Annotated in this window: 10 protein-coding genes; 7 read left to right on the top strand and 3 right to left on the bottom strand. The window is 71.4% G+C overall.

What is annotated here, in order from left to right; genetic code table 11:
- Positions 1–134 precede the first annotated feature (134 nt).
- The 3 genes from ACWDO5_RS01990 to ACWDO5_RS01980 all read right to left on the bottom strand — a co-directional run bounded on the left by ACWDO5_RS01990 (position 135) and on the right by ACWDO5_RS01980 (position 7,417).
- The gene (locus ACWDO5_RS01990; protein ID WP_450527576.1) at positions 135–1,595 is read right to left on the bottom strand and encodes a glutamate synthase subunit beta; all 1,461 of its coding nucleotides are present in this window, start codon (positions 1,593–1,595) and stop codon (positions 135–137) included.
- On the bottom strand, positions 1,588–6,156 hold the full coding sequence (gene gltB / locus ACWDO5_RS01985) for a glutamate synthase large subunit (RefSeq protein ID WP_450527575.1): 4,569 nt from the start codon (positions 6,154–6,156) through the stop codon (positions 1,588–1,590). The genes ACWDO5_RS01990 and gltB overlap by 8 nt, the downstream gene beginning before the upstream one ends.
- A gap of 532 nt (positions 6,157–6,688) precedes the next feature.
- The gene (locus ACWDO5_RS01980; RefSeq protein ID WP_450527574.1) at positions 6,689–7,417 is read right to left on the bottom strand and encodes a VIT1/CCC1 transporter family protein; all 729 of its coding nucleotides are present in this window, start codon (positions 7,415–7,417) and stop codon (positions 6,689–6,691) included.
- A gap of 211 nt (positions 7,418–7,628) precedes the next feature.
- Here ACWDO5_RS01980 and ACWDO5_RS01975 point away from each other — a divergent pair, with 211 nt between their 5' ends.
- The 7 genes from ACWDO5_RS01975 (at position 7,629) to ACWDO5_RS01945 (ending at position 15,787) form a co-directional block, all read left to right on the top strand.
- Positions 7,629–8,687 carry an ADP-ribosylglycohydrolase family protein gene (locus ACWDO5_RS01975; RefSeq protein ID WP_450527572.1) on the top strand — a complete coding sequence of 353 codons (1,059 nt, stop codon included), beginning with the start codon at positions 7,629–7,631 and terminating at the stop codon, positions 8,685–8,687.
- A gap of 317 nt (positions 8,688–9,004) precedes the next feature.
- Positions 9,005–10,234 carry an ADP-ribosylglycohydrolase family protein gene (locus tag ACWDO5_RS01970; RefSeq protein ID WP_450527570.1) on the top strand — a complete coding sequence of 410 codons (1,230 nt, stop codon included), beginning with the start codon at positions 9,005–9,007 and terminating at the stop codon, positions 10,232–10,234.
- Positions 10,200–11,363: an ADP-ribosylglycohydrolase family protein gene (locus tag ACWDO5_RS01965; RefSeq protein WP_450527568.1), complete on the top strand. Its 1,164-nt coding sequence runs from the start codon at positions 10,200–10,202 to the stop codon at positions 11,361–11,363. Before ACWDO5_RS01970 ends, ACWDO5_RS01965 begins: the two co-directional genes overlap by 35 nt.
- Complete coding sequence (locus tag ACWDO5_RS01960) at positions 11,360–12,904, top strand: ADP-ribosylglycohydrolase family protein (RefSeq protein WP_450527566.1); 1,545 nt, start codon at positions 11,360–11,362, stop codon at positions 12,902–12,904. Before ACWDO5_RS01965 ends, ACWDO5_RS01960 begins: the two co-directional genes overlap by 4 nt.
- Positions 12,901–13,788, top strand: a complete 888-nt coding sequence (gene rbsK, locus ACWDO5_RS01955; protein WP_450527565.1) for a ribokinase — start codon at positions 12,901–12,903, stop codon at positions 13,786–13,788. The genes ACWDO5_RS01960 and rbsK overlap by 4 nt, the downstream gene beginning before the upstream one ends.
- A complete protein-coding gene (locus ACWDO5_RS01950) occupies positions 13,785–14,990 on the top strand; it encodes a CaiB/BaiF CoA transferase family protein (RefSeq protein WP_450527563.1) in 1,206 nt (401 codons plus the stop codon). The genes rbsK and ACWDO5_RS01950 overlap by 4 nt, the downstream gene beginning before the upstream one ends.
- A complete protein-coding gene (locus tag ACWDO5_RS01945; RefSeq protein ID WP_450527561.1) occupies positions 14,987–15,787 on the top strand; it encodes an HpcH/HpaI aldolase/citrate lyase family protein in 801 nt (266 codons plus the stop codon). Before ACWDO5_RS01950 ends, ACWDO5_RS01945 begins: the two co-directional genes overlap by 4 nt.
- The last annotated feature ends 24 nt before the right edge of the window (positions 15,788–15,811 follow it).

Here is a 15,811-nt window from a genome sequence, read left to right as displayed (position 1 = left end):
CCCGCCGCATGGGGCGACTTCGTCTCGTACACCGCCCAGGGCTGAACGCGCCGCGGCGCCCACCCATAGTCCGGTCGGGGACAGGGCAGGCGCCGCATTCAGTTCCGTACGCCGTTGTACGGGACGTCGAGAGGTCAGACCGTCAGCGCACGGTCCGTCGGTCGGATCGGAGCCGGCAGCTCGCTCGCCCCCGTCAGGTAGCGGTCCACACCGCGCGCCGCCGAGCGGCCCTCGGCGATCGCCCACACGATCAGCGACTGTCCACGGCCCGCGTCACCCGCGACGTACACGCCGTCGACGTTCGTCGCGAAGTCCGCGTCCCGCGTGATGTTGCCCCGCTCGTCCAGGTCCAGGCCGAACTGCTGGACCAGACCGTTCTCCTGGTCCGTGCCGGTGAAGCCCATCGCCAGCGTGACCAGTTGCGCGGGCAGCTTGCGCTCCGTGCCCGGCTTCTGCTCCAGCTTGCCGTCCTTGAACTCCACCTCGACGAGGTGCAGGAACTGGACGTTGCCGTCCTCGTCGCCCTCGAAGTGCGTCGTCGAGACGGAGTAGACCCGCTCGCCGCCCTCCTCGTGCGCCGAGGTGACCTTGTACAGCATCGGGTACGTCGGCCACGGCTGGCCCGACGGCCGCTCCTCGCCGGGACGCGGCATGATCTCCAGCTGTGTGACGGACGCCGCGCCCTGCCGGTGCGCCGTGCCGACGCAGTCCGCGCCGGTGTCGCCGCCGCCGATGACGACCACGTGCTTGCCCTCCGCCGTGATCGGCGGGGCCACGAAGTCGCCCTCCTGCACCTTGTTGGAGAGCGGCAGGTAGTCCATGGCGAAGTGGATGCCGTTCAGCTCACGGCCCGGGACGGGCAGGTTGCGCGAGACGGTCGCGCCGGCCGCGATGACCACCGCGTCGTACCGCTTGCGCAGCTTCGCCGCGTCGATGTCGCGGCCGATCTCCACGCCCGTACGGAACTTCGTGCCCTCCGCCCGCATCTGCTCGATACGGCGGTTGATGTGCACCTTCTCCATCTTGAACTCGGGGATGCCGTACCGCAGAAGTCCCCCGACGCGGTCCGCGCGCTCATAGACGGCGACCGTGTGGCCGGCCCGGGTCAGCTGCTGGGCGGCGGCGAGACCCGCCGGGCCCGAGCCGATGACCGCGACCGTCTTGCCGGTCAGCCGCTCCGGCGCCTGGGGCCGTACGTCATTGCTGTCCCAGGCCTTGTCGATGATCGAGACTTCGACGTTCTTGATGGTGACGGCCGGCTGGTTGATGCCGAGGACGCAGGCCGACTCGCACGGAGCGGGGCACAGACGGCCGGTGAACTCAGGGAAGTTGTTCGTCGCGTGCAGCCGCTCGCTCGCCGCCGCCCAGTCCTCGCGATAGGCGTAGTCGTTCCACTCGGGGATGAGGTTTCCCAGCGGGCAGCCGTTGTGGCAGAACGGAATGCCGCAGTCCATGCAGCGCCCGGCCTGCTTGCTGATGATCGGCAGCAGCGAGCCGGGAACGTAGACCTCGTTCCAGTCCTTGACGCGCTCCGCGACGGGACGGGTCTTGGCGACCTCGCGTCCGGTGGTCAGGAAGCCCTTGGGGTCAGCCATTGGTCGCCGCCTCCATCATCTTCTCGGTGGTCTCCTGCTCGGAGAGACCGGCGAGCTCAGCGGCGTCCTTGGCGGCGAGCACTGCCTTGTACGTGGTCGGGATGATCTTGCTGAATCGGTCCACCGCGACGGACCACTCGGCCAGCAGCTTCGACGCGACGGTGGAGCCCGTCTCCTCCTGGTGGCGGCGCACGACATCGTGCAGCCACTGCTTGTCGGCGTCCGAGAGGGTCTCGATGGCGTCGACGTTGCCGACGTTGACGTTGTCGCGGTCGAGGTCGATGACGTACGCGACACCGCCGGACATGCCGGCCGCGAAGTTACGACCCGTCTCGCCCAGCACCACCGCGTGGCCGCCGGTCATGTACTCGCAGCCGTGGTCGCCCACGCCCTCCGAGACGACCGTGGCGCCGGAGTTGCGGACGCAGAAGCGCTCGCCGGTGCGGCCGCGCAGGAACAGCTCGCCGCCGGTCGCACCGTAGGCGATGGTGTTGCCCGCGATGGTGGAGTACTCGGCGAGGTGGTCGGCGCCCCGGTCCGGGCGAACGATGACGCGGCCGCCGGAGAGGCCCTTGCCGACGTAGTCGTTGGCGTCGCCCTCCAGTCGCAGCGTCACACCGCGCGGCAGGAACGCGCCGAAGGACTGGCCGGCCGAGCCGGAGAAGGTGATGTCGATGGTGTCCTCGGGCAGGCCCGCACCGCCGAACTTCTTCGTCACCTCGTAACCGAGCATCGTGCCGACGGTCCGGTTGATGTTGCGGATCGCGACCTGCGCGCGGACCGGCTGGGCTTCCTCGGCGGTGGCGGCCTTCAGCGCTTCGGCGGCGAGCTCGATCAGCTCGTTGTCGAGCGCCTTCTCCAGAGCGTGGTCCTGCTCGACCAGCGCGTGGCGCACCGCGCCGTCCGGCAGCTCGGGGACGTGGAAGAGCGGAGCCAGGTCGAGGCCCTGCGCCTTCCAGTGGTCCACGGCCCGCTCGGTGTCGAGCAGTTCCGCGTGGCCGACGGCCTCTTCGATCGAACGGAAGCCCAGCTCGGCGAGGAGCTCACGGACCTCCTCGGCGATGAACTGGAAGAAGTTGACGACGTACTCGGCCTTGCCGGCGAACCGGTCGCGCAGCACCGGGTTCTGCGTGGCGATGCCGACCGGGCAGGTGTCAAGGTGGCAGACGCGCATCATGATGCAGCCGGAGACGACGAGCGGCGCGGTCGCGAAACCGAACTCCTCGGCGCCGAGCAGAGCGGCGATGACGACGTCACGGCCGGTCTTCAGCTGGCCGTCGGTCTGGACGACGATGCGGTCGCGCAGGCCGTTGAGCAGCAGGGTCTGCTGGGTCTCGGCGAGGCCGAGCTCCCAGGGGCCGCCCGCGTGCTTCAGCGACGTAAGGGGAGAAGCGCCGGTGCCGCCGTCGTGGCCGGAGATCAGGACGACGTCCGCGTGCGCCTTGGAGACACCCGCGGCGACCGTGCCGACACCGACCTCGGAGACCAGCTTCACGTGGATACGCGCGGCCGGGTTGGCGTTCTTGAGGTCGTGGATCAGCTGAGCCAGGTCCTCGATGGAGTAGATGTCGTGGTGCGGCGGCGGGGAGATCAGACCGACGCCGGGCGTGGAGTGCCGGGTCTTGGCCACCCAGGGGTAGACCTTGTGGCCGGGCAGCTGGCCGCCCTCGCCGGGCTTCGCGCCCTGCGCCATCTTGATCTGGATGTCGTCCGCGTTGACCAGGTACTCGGAGGTCACACCGAAGCGGCCGGAGGCGACCTGCTTGATGGACGAGCGGCGCTTCGGGTCGTACAGACGGTCCGCGTCCTCGCCGCCCTCACCGGTGTTGGACTTGCCGCCCAGCTGGTTCATGGCGATGGCGAGGGTCTCGTGCGCCTCCTTCGAGATGGAGCCGTACGACATGGCACCGGTCGAGAAGCGCTTGACGATCTCGGAGACCGGCTCGACCTCGTCGACCGGGATGGGCTGCCGGTCGGTCTTGAAGCCGAACAGGCCGCGCAGCGTCATCAGCCGCTCGGACTGCTCGTTCACCCGGTCCGTGTACTTCTTGAAGATGTCGTAGCTGCGCGAGCGCGTGGCGTGCTGCAGCCGGAAGACCGTCTCCGGGTCGAAGAGGTGCGGCTCGCCCTCACGCCGCCACTGGTACTCGCCGCCGATCTCCAGCGCACGGTGCGAGGCCGCGATGCCGGAGGCCGGGTAGGCCTTGGCGTGCCGGGCGGCGACCTCCTTGGCGGTGACGTCGAGTCCGGCTCCACCGATCTTCGTGGCGGTGCCGTTGAAGTACTTCTCCACGAAGGCCTCGTCGAGGCCGACGGCTTCGAAGACCTGCGCGCCACGGTAGGAGGCGACGGTCGAGATGCCCATCTTGGACATGACCTTCAGGACGCCCTTGCCCAGCGCGTAGATGAGGTTGCGGATGGCCTTCTCGGGCTCCAGGCCCTCGATGAAGGTGCCGGCGCGGACCAGGTCCTCGACCGACTCCATCGCGAGGTAAGGGTTGACTGCGGCCGCGCCGTAGCCGATGAGAAGCGCGACATGGTGCACCTCGCGTACGTCGCCGGCCTCGACGAGCAGGCCCACCTCGGTGCGCTGCTTGGTGCGGATGAGGTGGTGGTGCACGGCGGAGGTGAGCAGCAGCGACGGGATCGGCGCGTGCTCGGCGTCCGAGTGCCGGTCGGAGAGAACGATCAGGTGGGCGCCGTCCTCGATGGCGGCGTCGGCCTCGGCGCAGATCTCTTCGATACGGGCCGCGAGGGCGTCGCCGCCGCCGCTCACGCGGTAGAGACCGGAGAGGGTCGCGGCGGTCATGCCGGGCATGTCGCCGTCGGCGTTGACGTGGATGAGCTTGGCCAGCTCGTCGTTGTCGATCACGGGGAAGGGCAGCGTGACGGACCGGCAGGAGGCAGCGGTCGGCTCGAGCAGGTTGCCCTGCGGGCCCAGCGAGGAGTACAGCGAGGTGACGAGCTCCTCGCGGATGGCGTCCAGCGGCGGGTTGGTGACCTGCGCGAACAGCTGGGTGAAGTAGTCGAAGAGCAGCCGGGGGCGCTCGGACAGGGCCGCGATCGGGGAGTCCGTACCCATGGAGCCGAGCGGCTCACCGCCGGTCCTGGCCATGGGCGCGAGGATGACGCGCAGCTCCTCCTCGGTGTACCCGAAGGTCTGCTGGCGGCGGGTGACGGAGGCGTGGGTGTGGACGATGTGCTCGCGCTCGGGCAGGTCCTCGAGCTCGATCTCGCCGGCCTCCAGCCACTCCTGGTACGGATGCTCGGCGGCGAGCGAGGACTTGATCTCGTCGTCCTCGATGATGCGGTGCTCGGCGGTGTCGACGAGGAACATCTTGCCGGGCTGGAGGCGGCCCTTGCGGACGACCTTGGCCGGGTCGATGTCGAGAACGCCGACCTCGGAGGAGAGGACTACGAGTCCCTCGTCTGTGACCCAGTAGCGGCCGGGGCGCAGGCCATTGCGGTCGAGGACCGCACCGACCTGGGTGCCGTCGGTGAAGGTGACACAGGCCGGGCCGTCCCAGGGCTCCATCATCGTGGAGTGGTACTGGTAGAAGGCGCGCCGGGCCGGGTCCATGGAGTCGTGGTTCTCCCACGCCTCGGGGACCATCATCAGCACGGAGTGCGGCAGGGAGCGGCCGCCGAGGTGGAGGAGCTCCAGGACCTCGTCGAAGGACGCGGAGTCGGAGGCGTCGGGCGTACAGACCGGGAAGATCCGCTCCAGCTTGTCCGAGCCGAAGAGCTCCGAGGCGAGCTGCGACTCACGGGCACGCATCCAGTTGCGGTTGCCCTTGACCGTGTTGATCTCGCCGTTGTGCGCGACGAAGCGGTACGGGTGGGCGAGCGGCCAGCTCGGGAAGGTGTTGGTCGAGAACCGCGAGTGCACGAGCGCGACGGCGGTCGCCAGGCGGCGGTCGGAAAGGTCCGGGAAGAAGGGCTCCAGCTGGCCGGTGGTCAGCATGCCCTTGTAGACGATGGTGCGGGCGGAGAGCGAGGGGAAGTAGACGCCGGCCTCGCGCTCGGCGCGCTTGCGCAGCACGAACGCCTTGCGGTCCAGCGCGATGCCCTTGCTGGCACCGTCCGGTCCGTCCGAGACGAAGAGCTGGGAGAAGGCCGGCATGGTGACGCGCGCGCCGTTGCCGAGCAGATCCGGGCTGACCGGGACCTCGCGCCAGCCGAGGACCGTCAGGCCCTCTTCAGCGGCAATCGTCTCAATACGTGAGACGGCACCCGTGGAGTCGTCGGCCGGCAGGAAGGCGATGCCGACGGCATACGAACCGGCCTCGGGAAGCTCGAAATTGCTGACCTCACGCAAAAATGCGTCCGGGACCTGAAGCAGGATGCCCGCGCCGTCACCCGAGTCGGGCTCGGAGCCGGTGGCACCGCGGTGCTCAAGATTACGCAGTACGGTCAGCGCCTGCTCGACCAGCTCATGGCTGGCAACACCAGTGAGGGTGGCCACGAACCCGACGCCGCATGCGTCGTGTTCGTTACGGGGGTCGTACAGCCCCTGAGGGGCGGGGCGACCGTCCATGGGCGACCAGGCGTCGGAACGCATTGGCACTCCCGTCGTCGTCGTGGCATATGCAACTACCGAGGGACGACGTTGGCCCTCCGCGAAATTTCGTGCAGGTTACATGATGGAGTGCTTCTCGAAAAGCGGATAGATCATTCCAGCATGCGGACACCGCGTAAAGCGGTGAATTGTGGGTCACAGTCGGACATATCGATATCCACCGGCCCGTCGCAGAGCAGGCTTCATTGCCCGCAGCGCCTACGGCTCATGCCCGGTGATTAAGGACTCGAAACCCCCGAGTAACGGCTACATACGTAGCGGCATTCATAGTGTCTCACCTGGGGCTGTTTCCCGAGAGGGGGCGTACGTCACATCCTTCGAGGTGACCGGCCAGGGTCGTGCGCGGAAGCACCGGCCCCTGGTGGGAGCCGGTGCTTCCTGCTCGATGGTTCTGCCGCGTCCTGGGACCTCGGATGAGGGGATGCCGGGGATCAAGGCCGCGGCTCCGGAGAGCCGGATCAGAGGGCCGCGGAATCGGAGTGCCGGATCAGCAGGCCGCGGATTCGGAACCAGGTCAGAGGGCCGCACCGAACAGCGTCCCGAGCCCGTAGGTGACCGCCGCCGCCGCGCCGCCGAGGACCAGCTGGCGCAGTCCGCTGTACCACCAGCTGCGCGCGGTCACCCGGGCGACGAGCGCGCCGCAGGCGAAGAGCCCGACCAGCGCGAGCAGCACCGCGGGCCACAGGGAGCTCGCGCCCAGGAGATACGGCAGTAGGGGCAGCAGCGCGCCCAGCGCGAACGATCCGAAGGACGAGACAGCGGCGACGGCCGGCGACGGCAGGTCGTCCGGGTCGATGCCGAGCTCCTCGCGGGCGTGGATCTCCAGCGCCTGCTCGGGGTCCTTGGAGAGCTGCATCGCCACCTCGCGGGCGAGCGCGGGCTCGACGCCGCGGGCCACGTACAGTGCGGCGAGCTCCTCCATCTCGTCCACCGGGTGCTTGTGCAACTCCCGCCGCTCGACGTCCAGTTCGGCCTGGACGAGCTCCCGCTGGGAGGCCACCGAGGTGTACTCGCCGGCCGCCATCGAGAAGGCGCCCGCGGCGAGTCCGGCGAGCCCCGTGATGACCATCGCCTGCTGGGACACGGCGCCGCCCGCGACACCCGTCATCAGGGCGAGGTTGGAGACCAGTCCGTCCATCGCGCCGAAGACCGCGGGGCGCAGCCAGCCGCCGTTGACATCACGGTGGGTGTGGTTGTCGCGGTGCGCTTCGTGGAGCGTCGCCCCGGTTTCGATGATGGACACAGTTCTCCCCTTTTCTCCGGCAGCGGGCCCGGTGGTCCCGCTCCCCCCTCAACACCCTCGAAAATACGCACTATGTAAGGGGCGCGCCAGCAAGGCAGGCCGTACTTACCTGTAGTCAGGCGGGTGACAGACACGTTTCTCAGACTCGTCCCGCGTCGCATGTGGCACAGATGCAGGAACAGGCTCGGTGCGCGCGAAAGGGGCCCGCCCCATGGACTTGATTGCATGCAATCCCGCTGATCCCGCCGCCCGCGCCCCCACCGCCCCTGTTACGGCCGCCGCCGTACTCCGCGACCGGGCCTGTGGCGCACTGCTCGGCCTCGCGGTGGGCGATGCCCTCGGCGCTCCCGCCGAGAACATGCGGCCGTCGGAGATCCGCCGCCGCTGGGGCCGTATCGAAGGCTTCGTGAGCGAGGACCCGGAGGGTACGGACGACACGGAGTACGCGATCTTCTCCGGCCTGCTGCTGGCGCGGCACGGCTCGGCGCTGACCGTCGCGCATGTCGAGAATGCGTGGCACCACTGGATCGCGGATCTGGACGAAGGCCCGTTCCGCGGAGCGGGGTTCAGCGAACGCGGCACCCTGGAGAACCTGCGGCGCGGGCTCGCCGCCCCGATCTCGGCCCAGCACCGGCACGCGTGGAGCGACGGGCTGGCGATGCGCGCGGCGCCGTTCGGCGTCTTCGCGGCGGGCCACCCGGCGGAGGCGGCGCGACTGGTCGCGATCGACGGCACCGTCAGCCACGACGGCGAGGGCATCTACGGCGGCCAGGCAGTGGCGGCGGGCGTCGCCGCGGCGATGGCGGGCGCGGGCCCGGCCGGGGTGATCGGAGCGGCGCTGTCGGTGGTCCCGATGGACTCCTGGACGGCCCGCTCCCTGCGCCGCGCGGTGGTCGCGGCTCAGCGCACCCACGCGCACGCCCTGGAGATGGAACGGGCGGTCCGCTCGGCGGTGGTGATCGGCGGCTACCCGTGGACGGACCTGGCCCCGGAGGCGGTGGGCCTGGCATTCGGCGCGTTCGCGGCGGCCCGTGGAGACTTCCGTACGTCGGTCCTCACCGCGGTCAACATGGGCCGCGACGCGGACACCACGGCGGCGGTCGCGGGAGCGCTGGCCGGGGCGATGTCCGGGGCCGGCGCGATCCCCCCGGAATGGTCCTCGGCCATCGGCCCGGTCCGCGGCAGCTGCCTCCCGTCGATGACCGGCCACCACGTCCTGGACATCGCGGAACTGCTCACCCCGGACGACGACCCACAGACGGCGCCATGACGCGCGAGCCGCGGTGGCGCGAGGACGCGGGACTCGAAGCCCCTGCCCCAGCGGGTTCGCCGCCGAGCGCCGAGGCGGGCAGGCCCATCCCCGCGGGCGCCGGCGCGGGCCACGGCATCGCCCCCGAGAGGCCCCCCACGAGGTGCGAAACGCCCGGCACGGACAAGACGCGCACCCGCGAAGCGCCACGCACCCACCAACCCACCCCCTCACACGAAGCGCCGAGCGCCGCCACGGACCAGGCACCCGTCCAAGTCAGACCCATCCGCCCGGGCGCAGCGCCGGGCCACGCGCGCCCGTCGGGAGGCCGCCCCCGCGTGGCCGGCGAGTCACGCGAAGCGCCGAGCGGCTCCGGGGGGACGAAGGGCCTGGCCGCAGGCTCCGGCCGTACGCCGGCCCGCCCCATCGAAGGGCTGCTCCTCGGGCTCGCTGCGGGGGACGCCGCCGGATGGCCATCCGCGCGCCATCGGGCCGCGCGGATGCCCGAGTGGACCCGGCGGCTCACCCGTGAGCTCGACGACTTCGCCGAGCAGAACGCGACCACCACGCTCCCCGTCCCCATCGCCCTCAACCAGCCCCCCGAACCCCTCCGACTCGGCCCCTCCGACGACGCCGAGTGGGCCGCCTTCGCCGCCGAGACCGTGCTCACCGCCGCCGGTGATCTCTTCGCAGGGCTCGCGCCCGGCCGCCGGATGCGCGCCGCCGTCGACCTCGCCTGGAACTCCCTCGCCAGCGAGGTCGCCGCGGCCGCCGACCGCGCCCCCGAGGTCGAGTCCGCCGTACCCCCCCTCCGCGCCCGGATCTCCGTCCGCGCCGGGCTCGGCAATCTCGCCACCGGCCTCCGCCCGCCCGCCACCGGCCACGACAACCCGCACTTCTTCGACGACGCCGCCTGCGTACGCGCCGTTGTCCTCGCCGTCGTCCACCCCGGCGACCCGGCCGCTGCCGCCGCGCTCGCCGAGTTCGACGCGCGTTACAGCCAGGACGGCGACGGGGTGCACGGCGCCCGCGCCATGGCCGCCGCCGTGGCCGCGGCGCTCGGCGGCGCGTCCGTCGACGACGCCGTCGACGCCGCCCTCGCCGAACTCCCCGACGCCACCGAAATCGGCCGCAACGCCCAGCACGCCGTCAAGCTCGCCCGCGACGCCCACGGCGCCTTCGAACTCGTACCGCTCCTCGAGCACCAGATCGTCGACCACGTCTACAGCTACGGCGTCGCCGCCGCCGAGACCGTCCCCATCGCCCTCGCCATCGCCACCGCCGCCCGCGGCCGGGTCACGGAAGCCGTGCCCGCGGCCGCCTGTCTGTCCCGCGTCGCCGACTCCGCGCCCGCCCTCGCCGGCGCCCTGACCGGAGCGCTCGGCGGCGGCGGGGCCGTGCCCGCCACCTGGCGCGACGCCTGCCGCACCCTGGCCGGCTGCGCGCTCCCCCGGCTCGCCGGCACGGATCTCGTTGAACTCGCCGGGCTGCTTGCACACACAGAACTGACCGCCCCGGGTGGACAATTCCGATATGACGACGACACTCGCGACGCTCACACTCGATGACCGGATCAGCGGCAGCCTGATCGGCGCGGCGGTCGGTGACGCGCTCGGCGGCCCGGTCGAGGGCTACACCCCGGAGCAGATCGTGGAGCGGCACGGCGGCCGCGTCCACGGCATCGTCGGCCCGTGGCACGGCGACGACTGGCGCACCGCCCGCCCCATCGCGCCGTACCACAAGGGCGACGGACACGTCACCGACGACACCCTCATGACGCACGCGCTGATCCGCGTGTACACGACCGTCCGCGACCACCTCGACGCGTACGCCGTCGCCGACCATCTGGTCCCCGACCTGATTTCGAACCCCCGCTGGATTCCGGAGCTCGAGGCGGAGGCGCTCCCCGTGCAGCGCGTCTTCCTCGCCGAGAAGTGGATGGTGGCCCGCCTCCACTACGGGCACAACGACCCGCGCGAGGCGGGCGTCGGCAACATCGTGAACTGCGGCGCGGCGATGTACATGGCCCCGGTGGGCCTGGTCAACGCGGCGCATCCGGCGGCCGCCTACGCCGAGGCCATCGACATCGCGGGCGCGCACCAGTCCTCGTACGGACGTGAGGCGGCGGGCGTCTTCGCGGCGGCGGTCGCCGCGGCGTGCCTGCCCGGCGCGACGCCTGCGACGGTTGTGGACGCGGCACTCTCGCTGGCCAAGGACGGCACGGGCGCGGCGATCGAGGCGGTGGCCGAAGTCGCCCCGCACCACACGGATTTCGAGTCGGCACTGGCCCCGCTCCGAGCGGCCGTCGCCCCCTTCGACACAGTCGGCCCGGACTACCGCGCCCCGTCGCTGGCCGCCCGCCGGCCCTCCCGGCTGCACGCGATCGAGGAACTCCCGATTGCCCTCGGGATGCTTCTGGTGGGCGGCGGCGACTACCGCCGTACGGTCCTCGGAGCCGTCAACTACGGCCGCGACTGCGACTCGATCGCCACGATGGCAGGGGCGATCGCGGGCGCGCTCCACGGCGAGTCCGCGGTGCCGAGTGACTGGGCGAAGACGGTCGCCGAGGCCAGCCGCCTCGACCTGCACGCCCCGGCGGCGGCGCTGACCGCGGTCACCCGCGAGATCTTCGCCCGCGACATCACCCGCCGCCGCACCCACGAAACGGCGTTCGCCCATCTGACGGATCCGCGATGACCGGCCTCCGCCTCACCTGGGTCCAGCCGGAGGACCTGGTGGGCCACGAACTGCGCCAGGCGGACGAGGACGGCCGGGACGCTACACAGATCCGCACCCGCTGGGCACGCGCGGGCGGCCCCCAGTCCCCGCCGCGGGACGGGGCGTCTGCGTCACCCGCGCCACCGGAGCTTCGGGCCCTGGCGTACGAGCTCCTGGACGAACTGGCCCCGCTGCCGTCCCCGTTGACGGGGCAAGAGCCGACGCCTCTCGCATTGATCAAGGCCGCCTGCCCGGCCTGGCCCCCCACGCCACCCCCAGCTGACGCCCGCGGGCGGCAACCCGCCTCCTCGCGCCAGGCGCAGCCCCATAGCGACGCCCAGTCCTCGCGCGAACCACCGAGGGGCCGGGGGCCTGGGGGTCAGCTCCCGGTTCCGGGATGGGGGTACTCCCCCTGGCTGCGCCGGGGGCACCCCCACCCAGGCGAAGCTCCGGGGGAGAGACACCCCCACCCCGACACCCTGCACGCCTCCTGGCTCGGCCGGGCCATCGGCTGCCTCCTCGGCAAGCCCGTCGAAAAGCTCCCCCTCCACGCCATCCGCAGTCTCGCTCGCGCCACCGGCAACTGGCCCCTCCACACCTGGTTCACCGCCAAAGGCCTCCCCCAGGACCTCGCCGCCGCGCACCCCTGGAATCGCCGGTCCGCCGGCACCTCACTCGCCGAGAACATCGACGGGATGCCGGAGGACGACGATCTGAACTACCCCCTCCTCAACCTCCTTCTCCTCCAGCGCCACGGGAAGGCGTTCACCACCGCCCAGCTCGCCCAGCTCTGGCTCGACGAGCTCCCGGCCGGCCGTACCTTCACCGCCGAGCGCGTCGCCTATCGCAATCTCCTCTCCGGCGTCGAACCCCCGCTCACCGCCGGCCACCGCAACCCCTTCCGGGAGTGGATCGGCGCCGCCATCCGCGCCGATGTGCACGGCTGGACGCACCCCGGCGACCCCGCGGCCGCCGCCGCGCAGGCCCATCGCGACGCGTCGCTCACCCACACCGCGAACGGCGTCTACGGCTCGATGTTCATCGCGGCCACCATCGCCACCGCGGCCGGCGGCCGGAGCGACGTCCACCAGTGTCTGCGGACCGGCCTCACCGTCATCCCCCCGCGCTCCCGGCTCGCCAAGGCGATCCGACTCGGCATCGACACCGCCCGCGCGGAACCCGACTTCGACACCGTCGTGGACCGGCTCCACACCGCCCTCGGCCACCACCACTGGGTCCACGTCATCCCCAACGCCGCCCTCCTCGCCGCCGCCCTCACCCACGCCGACGGCGATTTCACCGGCTCCATCTGCCGTGCCGTCTCCGGCGGCTGGGACACCGACTCCAATGGCGCGACCGCCGGCTCCGTCGCGGGCCTGCTCGCCGGCCACCCCGCCGCGATTCCCGACCGCTGGACCACCCCCCTCAAGAACCGTCTCGCCACCTCCGTCGCCGGCTTCGACGGCATCGGCTTCGACACCCTCGCCCAGCTCACGCACCAGGAGGCACTCCGCCCATGACCGGCATCGCAGTGCTCGGCAGCACCAACATGGACCTCGTCGCGTACGTCTCGCACGCGCCGAAACGCGGAGAGACCGTCACCGGAAGGGAGTTCCGTACGATCCCCGGCGGCAAGGGCGCCAACCAGGCCGTCGCCGCCGCCCGCGCCGGCGGCGACGTCGCGATGATCGGCGCGGTCGGCTCGGACGACTTCGGCGTACTGCTCCGGCACACGCTCGAATCGTCCGGCGTCGACACCGACCTTCTGCGCACCGCGGAAGGCCCCTCCGGCACCGCGCACATCGTCGTCGATGACGAAGGCGGCAATGCGATCGTCGTCATCCCCGGCGCGAACGGCACCGTCACCGCTCTCGCCCCCGGCGACGAGGCCCTCATCGCCACCTCCGTCGCGCTGCTCCTCCAGCTCGAGCTCCCCCTGAGTGCAGTGCTCGACGGTGCCGAAGCCGCGCGTCGGCACGGTGTACGGACCGTCCTCACTCCCGCCCCCGCACAACCCCTTCCTCCCGAACTCCTCGCCGTCACGGACCTGTTGGTGCCCAATGAGCACGAGGCGGCCACCCTCGCCGGCGTCGCCGACCCGCACATGGCCGCCGAGGCGCTGCTGCGTCAGGTCCCCGAGGTCGTGATCACGCTCGGCTCGGCGGGCAGCCTGTACGCGGCCCGGGGCGCGGATCCCGTCACCGTGCCCGCGCCTCGCGTACGGGCCGTCGACACGACCGGCGCGGGCGACACCTTCGTCGGCGCCCTCGCCGTCGCGCTCGTCGAGGGCATGCCCGTACAACAGGCCCTCACCTGGGCCTCGGCCGCCGCCGCCCTCTGCGTCCAGCGCCCGGGCGCCTCCACCTCCATGCCGTACCGATCAGAGATCGACGAGGCCTCATGAGCCACACTCCCCCACCGGCCGCTCCCCTTACCGGCCTGCGCGTCCTCGACCTGGCCACCCTCTTCGCGGGCCCGCTCGCCGCCACCATGCTCGGCGACTTCGGCGCGGAGGTCATCAAGATCGAGCATCCCACCAGGCCCGATCCCTCCCGGGGTCACGGTCCCGACAAGGACGGCGTCGGCCTGTGGTGGAAGCTGCTCGGCCGCAACAAGCGCACCGTCACCCTCGATCTGTCCGCCCCCGGCGGCCGCGACACCCTCCTCCGTCTCGCGAAAACCGCCGACGTGATCATCGAGAACTTCCGCCCCGGCACCCTGGAGAAGTGGCAGCTCGGCTGGGAGGAGCTGAGCACAGCCAACCCCCGCCTCGTGCTGACCCGCGTCACCGGCTTCGGACAGTTCGGCCCGTACTCCCACCGCCCCGGCTTCGGCACGCTCGCCGAGGCGATGAGCGGCTTCGCCTTCATCACCGGCGAGCCCGAAGGTCCGCCCACCCTCCCTCCGTTCGGCCTCGCCGACTCGATCGCGGCGCTCGCCACCGCGTACGCCGTCATGACGGCGCTCACCGCCCGCACCGCCACTGCCCGCGGCCAGGTCGTCGACATGGCGATCATCGAGCCGATCCTGACCGTGCTCGGCCCGCAGCCCCTCTGGTACGACCAGACCGGGTACGTACAGACACGGACCGGCAATCGCTCCTGCAACAACGCCCCGCGCAACACCTACCGCACGACCGACGGCTCCTGGCTGGCCGTCTCCACGTCCGCCCAGTCCATCGCCGAACGCGTCATGCATCTGGTCGGCCGTCCGGACCTGATCGACGAGCCGTGGTTCAGCACCGGCAGCGGCCGTGCCGAGCACGCCGACGTACTCGACGAGGCGGTCGGCGGCTGGATCGCGTCCCGCACCCGCGCCGAAGCCATGGCCGCCTTCGAGAAGGCCGAAGCGGCGATCGCCCCCATCTACGACATCCGTGACGTCATGGAAGACCCCCAATACCAAGCGCTGAACACCATCACCGAGGTCCCCGACCCCGAACTCGGCATCCTTCGGATGCAGAACGTCCTCTTCCGCCTCTCCGAGACCCCCGGTGCCATCCGCTGGGCGGGCCGCCCGCACGGTGCCAACACGGACGAGGTCCTCACCGAACTCGGTCTGTCACGGGCCGAAATCACAGCTCTCCGCTCCCAGGGCGCCGTATGACCACCCCCCTCACCTGGCTGTACGCCCCCGGGGACCGGCCCGAGGTGGTGCACAAGGCCCTTGCCTCCAACGCCGACGTCGTGATCGTCGACCTGGAGGACGCCGTCTCCCCCGACCGCAAGAAGTACGCGCTGGCCGCCACAGCCGAACTTCTCGCTTCCCCCCAGACGCTTCCGGTCCATGTCCGCATCAACACCCCCCATGACGTCGAGGCCCTGACCACACTCCCCGGCCTCTGTGCTCTGCGTATCCCCAAGGTCGCACACGCCACTGACATCCGGCGGATCGCGGCCCGCGCCCCCGGCGTCCCCCTCTATCCGCTCCTCGAATCCGCTCTCGCCATCGAACACGCGTACTCCATCGCCACCGCACACCCCGCCGTCCACGGCATCGCCATCGGCGAGGCCGACCTCCGCGCCGACCTCGGTATCCGGGACGGCACCGGCCTCGACTGGCCGCGCACCCGCATCGTGGTCGCCGCCCGCGCGGCCGGTCTGGCGCCACCGGTCCAGTCCGTCTTCCCCGACATCCGCGACCTGGACGCCCTCTACGCCTCCTGCACCCACGGCCGCGCTCTCGGCTTCCTGGGCCGGGCGGCCATCCACCCCCGCCAGCTCCCGGTCATCGAGCGGGCGTTCCGCCCCACGCCCGAGGAGATCGAGGCGGCGGAGGAGGTCGTCAAGGCGGCTGCCACGGACGAGGGCGCGCTGGCCCTGCCGGACGGCCGCTTCGTGGACGCCGCGATCGTGGCCGCGGCGCAGCGGACCCTCTCCCTCGCGCGACGTGAGGGCGGATAGGAGCACAGGAGCGGAGGAATGGAG

The sequence above is a fragment of the Streptomyces sp. NPDC000880 genome (assembly GCF_053599675.1).
The sequence above is the reverse complement of the archived record's forward strand: the minus strand, read 5'-3'. Positions and strand labels throughout refer to the sequence as shown.